Source organism: Serratia sp. (in: enterobacteria), assembly GCF_046715635.1.
Lineage (GTDB): Bacteria > Pseudomonadota > Gammaproteobacteria > Enterobacterales > Enterobacteriaceae > Chania.
This window is the reverse complement of record NZ_JBKJYW010000449.1, coordinates 1-4,699: the sequence shown is the minus strand read 5'-3', so window position 1 is coordinate 4,699 and position 4,699 is coordinate 1. Positions and strand designations below refer to the sequence as shown.

Sequence of the window (4,699 nt, the reverse complement as noted above, 5' to 3'; positions counted from 1 at the left end):
GAACAAAACTGCGGAAACGGCGCATCGAGCGGCCCTTCTCATCAAATTCAGGAGAGATGACGACATTAATCATAGTGCTTTCTGTATGTTAGGATGCCAATTAGGGAAACGCGCATTATGCAAAGATACCTTGGTTTGGCAAGCGTTCATCACCACACTTGCCGGAAAGTTCCGGTTTACAGCACCCATCACACTATGCTGCAATCGCGCATCAAATATCCGCCGGATAGCGAACTCACTTATGATGCAAGCACAACAGTTCTCGCACGTGGTGCTTGACTGGTACCAACTCTATGGCCGCAAAACGTTGACATGGCAACTTGATAAAACGCCTTATCAGGTATGGCTCTCCGAGGTCATGTTGCAACAGACTCAGGTTGCCACCGTGATTCCTTATTTTCAGCGATTTATGACACGTTTTCCGAACGTACGCACCCTCGCTGAAGCGCCGCTGGATGAAGTGTTGCATCTGTGGACCGGGTTAGGTTACTACGCCCGCGCCAGAAACTTGCATAAAGCGGCTCAGGCTATTGTCGCACAGCACGGCGGCGAGTTCCCGACAACCTTTGAAGAAATCGTCGCGCTGCCTGGCATAGGCCGTTCAACCGCCGGCGCCATTCTCTCTCTGTCCCAGGGGCAGCACTTCCCGATCCTCGACGGTAACGTCAAGCGCGTACTGGCCCGTTGCTATGCCATAGCTGGCTGGCCGGGCAAGAAAGAGGTGGAAAATCGCCTGTGGGAGATCAGCGAAGAGGTCACACCGGCAAAAGGGGTTGGCCAATTCAATCAGGCCATGATGGATCTGGGGGCGATGGTCTGCACCCGCAGCAAACCCAAATGTGAGCTATGCCCGCTCAATATCGGCTGCATTGCCAACGGCAACAGCAGTTGGGCCAACTATCCAGGCAAAAAACCCAAGCAAACCCTGCCGGAAAAAACCGCCTACTTCCTGATGCTGCAACAGGGCGATGGCGTCTGGCTGGAACAGCGCCCGGGTGCCGGCCTGTGGGGTGGGTTATTCTGTTTCCCGCAGTTTAGCACGCGGATCGATCTTGAACTCTGGCTGCAACAACGCGGCCTGCAAGGTAGCCGTTTAGAGCAAATGACCGCTTTCCGCCACACCTTCAGCCATTTCCATCTGGATATTGTGCCTATGTGGCTGAACATCGACAAAGCGGGTAGCGCCATGGATGAGGGTGCCGGTCTCTGGTATAACTTAACGCAGCCCCCTTCGGTCGGGCTGGCCGCGCCGGTTGAGCGCCTGCTACAGCAGTTGGCCAAACAGTCCCCGACCCAACCCGGTTTATTTGGCAACAGCGCCATTGACGAGGAATTAGCATGAGCAGAACCATTTTTTGTACCTTCCTGCAGCGTGACGCCGATGGGCAAGACTTCCAGCTCTATCCAGGGGACGTCGGCAAACGCATCTACAACGAGATCTCCAAGGAAGCCTGGGGAGAGTGGATGAAGAAGCAGACCATGCTGATCAACGAGAAAAAGCTCAACATGATGAATGTGGATGACCGCAAACTGCTGGAACAAGAGATGGTCCGCTTCCTGTTCGAAGGGCATGAGGTCCACATCGAAGGCTATACGCCACCGAGCGAATAAGATTTTCCGGGCCAGCGCTGGCCCTTTCCCCTATTTAATTCTTCGCGTATACGGCTTTAACAAGATGAAGAAAATGTTAGCTTTGCTAGTGATAGCGCCTTTGCTGATCTCCTGTTCCGGCAAAAAAAACGACGTGGTCACGGAAGCCTATGTCAAAGACACCAACGCCTTTGATATTTTGATGGGCCAATTTGCCCACAATATCGAGAACATCTGGGGGCTAAGCGAAGTTCTGATCGCCGGGCCAAAAGACTATGTCAAATATACCGACCAATATCAGACCCGTAGCCACATCAACTTTGATTCGGGCACCATCACCATCGAGACCATCGCTACCACCGATCCTGCGGCTCATCTGCGCCAAGCGGTGATCAGCACCCTGTTGATGGGTGACGATCCAGGCTCGATCGACCTCTATTCTGACGTCAATGATATCCAGATCAGCAAAGAGCCGTTCCTGTACGGCCAGGTGCTGGATAACAAGGGCCAACCCATCCGCTGGGAATGGCGGGCGGCGCATTTCGCCGACTATCTGCTGCAAAACAAGCTAAAAAGACGCACCTCTGGCCTGCACGTGATCTACTCGGTAACTATGCAACTGGTGCCTAACCACTTGGATAAACGTGCACACAAATATCTGCCGATGGTTCGCCAGGCGTCTGAGAAATACGGCGTCGAAGAGTCGCTGATCCTGGCGATTATGCAGACCGAATCCAGCTTTAACCCGTATGCGGTAAGCGGTTCCGACGCATTGGGCCTGATGCAGGTGGTGCAGCATACCGCCGGTAAGGACGTGTTCCAGAGCAAAGGTAAATGGGGTACGCCAAGCCGCAACTACCTGTTTGATCCGGAGAACAACATCGATACCGGTACCGCCTATCTGGCCATCTTGCAGAACAACTACCTGGGCGGCATTCAGAACCCGACCTCACGCCGTTATGCGGTGATCACCGCATACAACGGTGGGGCTGGCAGCGTGCTGCGGGTGTTCAATAGTGACAAGACCAAGGCGGTAACCCTCATCAACAGCATGCAGCCTGGTGATATTTATCAGACTCTGACCACCAAGCATCCGGCGGGTGAATCGCGCCGTTATCTGGTGAAGGTTAACAACGCGCAGAAAAACTACCGGCGGAAGTAATCGTTGGTGGGAAAATACAGGACTGGGGGGACGGAGATTCCCCCCAACCCTAATCGAATAGACGGGCTTTACTGTTTGATCATATAGCCAAAAATCCGTTTCCAGCCGTGATCTTTCTTCTCGATATACACACCCTGCAACTCCGGTGAGAAGCCTGGCAAGCGGTTGATGCCCTCCTCCAGCGCCAGGAAGTAACGCTGTACCGCACCGCCCCACACTTCACCCGGAACTACACACAGCACGCCCGGTGGATAAGGCAATGCACCTTCTGCCGCGATCCGCCCGGCGGCTTGAGCGATCGGCACCAGCTCAACGTTGTCACGGATAAACTCGACGTTGGCGTCCTGCGGATTCATCATCACCGGCGGGAAATGATCCTGACGGAACATCTCTTTCTGCAACTGCTTCACGTCGAAGCTGACGTACAAATCGTGCATCTCCTGACACAGCTGACGAATGGTGTAGCCTGCATAACGCTGCTGATTCTTGCGATAAACCGTCGGCAAAACCTCACTCAATGGCGCATCTGCCTCGACGTAACGCTCGAACTGCACCAGCATATCCACCAGATGATCCATTTTCGCCGGGTTCTCCGCCGGTGTGAGCAGGAACAGGATCGAGTTGAGATCGCACTTCTCCGGCACGATGCCGTTCTCACGCAGGAAGTTGGCCAGAATGGTTGCCGGGATACCGAACTCGGTGTACTGACCGGTGGCAGCATCAATTCCCGGCGTGGTCAGCAGTAACTTGCAAGGATCGACCAGATACTGCCCCTGCGCATAGCCTGCAAAGCCGTGCCATTGCTCGCCCGGTACAAAGTTGAAGAAGCGTGCATCGTTGGCGATCAGGTCGGTATCGTAGTCCTGCCAGTTCTTGCCTGCCACCTGCGGCGGAATAAAGGGCCGCAGCTGCGAGCAGCGTGCCAGCAGCTGTTTACGCGTGTCGATCCCCAGCTTGACGCACTCCATCCACATGCGGCGGCCAGCGGCACCGGCATGCATCTTGGCGTTGACGTCCAGCGCGGCAAATAGCGGATAAAACGGACTGGTTGAGGCATGCAGCATAAACGCATTGTTGAGATGCTTATGGTTGCAGTGGCGTTTCTGGCCTTTGATGTGATCGTCTTTCTTATGGATCTGCGAAGTCTGCGAGAACCCGGCCTGCTGTTTATGCACCGATTGCGTGACGAAAATACCCGGATCGTGCTCATCCAGCTCCAACAGCAGCGGCGAGCACTCTTTCAGCATCGGGATAAAGCCTTCATACCCCACCCAGGCCGAATCAAACAGGATGTAATCACACAGATGGCCGATGGTATCGATCACCTGACGGGCGTTGTAAATCGTACCGTCATAGGTGCCGAGCTGAATGATCGCCAGGCGGAATGGCCGTGCCGCAGCGGCTTTTTCCGGGGCAACATGGCGGATCTGCTCGCGTAGGTAAGCCTCATCAAAGCATTGGGAATCGATGCCGCCGATAAAACCAAACGGGTTACGTGCGGTTTCCAGATACACCGGCGTCGCCCCAGCCTGGATCAACGCGCCGTGGTGATTGGATTTATGGTTATTACGATCGAACAGCACCAGATCGCCACGCGTCAGCAGCGCGTTGGTCACCACTTTATTGGAGGCCGAAGTACCATTCAGTACGAAATAGGTTTTATCGGCGTTGAACACTTTCGCCGCGTGTTTTTGCGCATCCTTGGCTGAGCCTTCATGGATCAGCAGATCGCCCAGCTTCACATCGGCGTTGCACATGTCCGAACGGAAAATCGTTTCACCATAAAACTCGAAAAACTTGCGCCCTGCCGGGTGCTTGCGGAAAAACTCCCCGCCCTGATGGCCTGGGCAGGCAAAGGTTGAGTTCTCCATTTCCACGTAGGTTTTCAGCGTTTTGAAGAACGGCGGCAACAGCGCCTGCTCGTAGGCATCGGCGGCGGCCTCCAAC

The 4,699-nt window shown here is 54.6% G+C and carries 4 protein-coding genes; 3 read left to right on the top strand and 1 reads right to left on the bottom strand.

All coding sequences use genetic code 11. From position 1 onward, the window contains the following. Positions 1-241: 241 nt before the first annotated feature. From mutY to mltC, 3 genes are all read left to right on the top strand, one after another. Positions 242-1,342 carry an A/G-specific adenine glycosylase gene (gene mutY, locus ACLQ7H_RS23380; protein ID WP_411754728.1) on the top strand — a complete coding sequence of 367 codons (1,101 nt, stop codon included), beginning with the start codon at positions 242-244 and terminating at the stop codon, positions 1,340-1,342. Further along, positions 1,339-1,611: an oxidative damage protection protein gene (locus ACLQ7H_RS23375; RefSeq protein WP_411754727.1), complete on the top strand. Its 273-nt coding sequence runs from the start codon at positions 1,339-1,341 to the stop codon at positions 1,609-1,611. The genes mutY and ACLQ7H_RS23375 overlap by 4 nt, the downstream gene beginning before the upstream one ends. Before the next feature lie 64 nt (positions 1,612-1,675). Continuing rightward, a complete protein-coding gene (mltC, locus tag ACLQ7H_RS23370; protein ID WP_411754726.1) occupies positions 1,676-2,752 on the top strand; it encodes a membrane-bound lytic murein transglycosylase MltC in 1,077 nt (358 codons plus the stop codon). Positions 2,753-2,820: 68 nt separating this feature from the next. Here mltC and ACLQ7H_RS23365 read toward each other — a convergent pair. After that, a partial coding sequence (locus ACLQ7H_RS23365; protein ID WP_411754725.1) for an ornithine decarboxylase occupies positions 2,821-4,699 on the bottom strand: 1,879 nt, incomplete at its 5' end.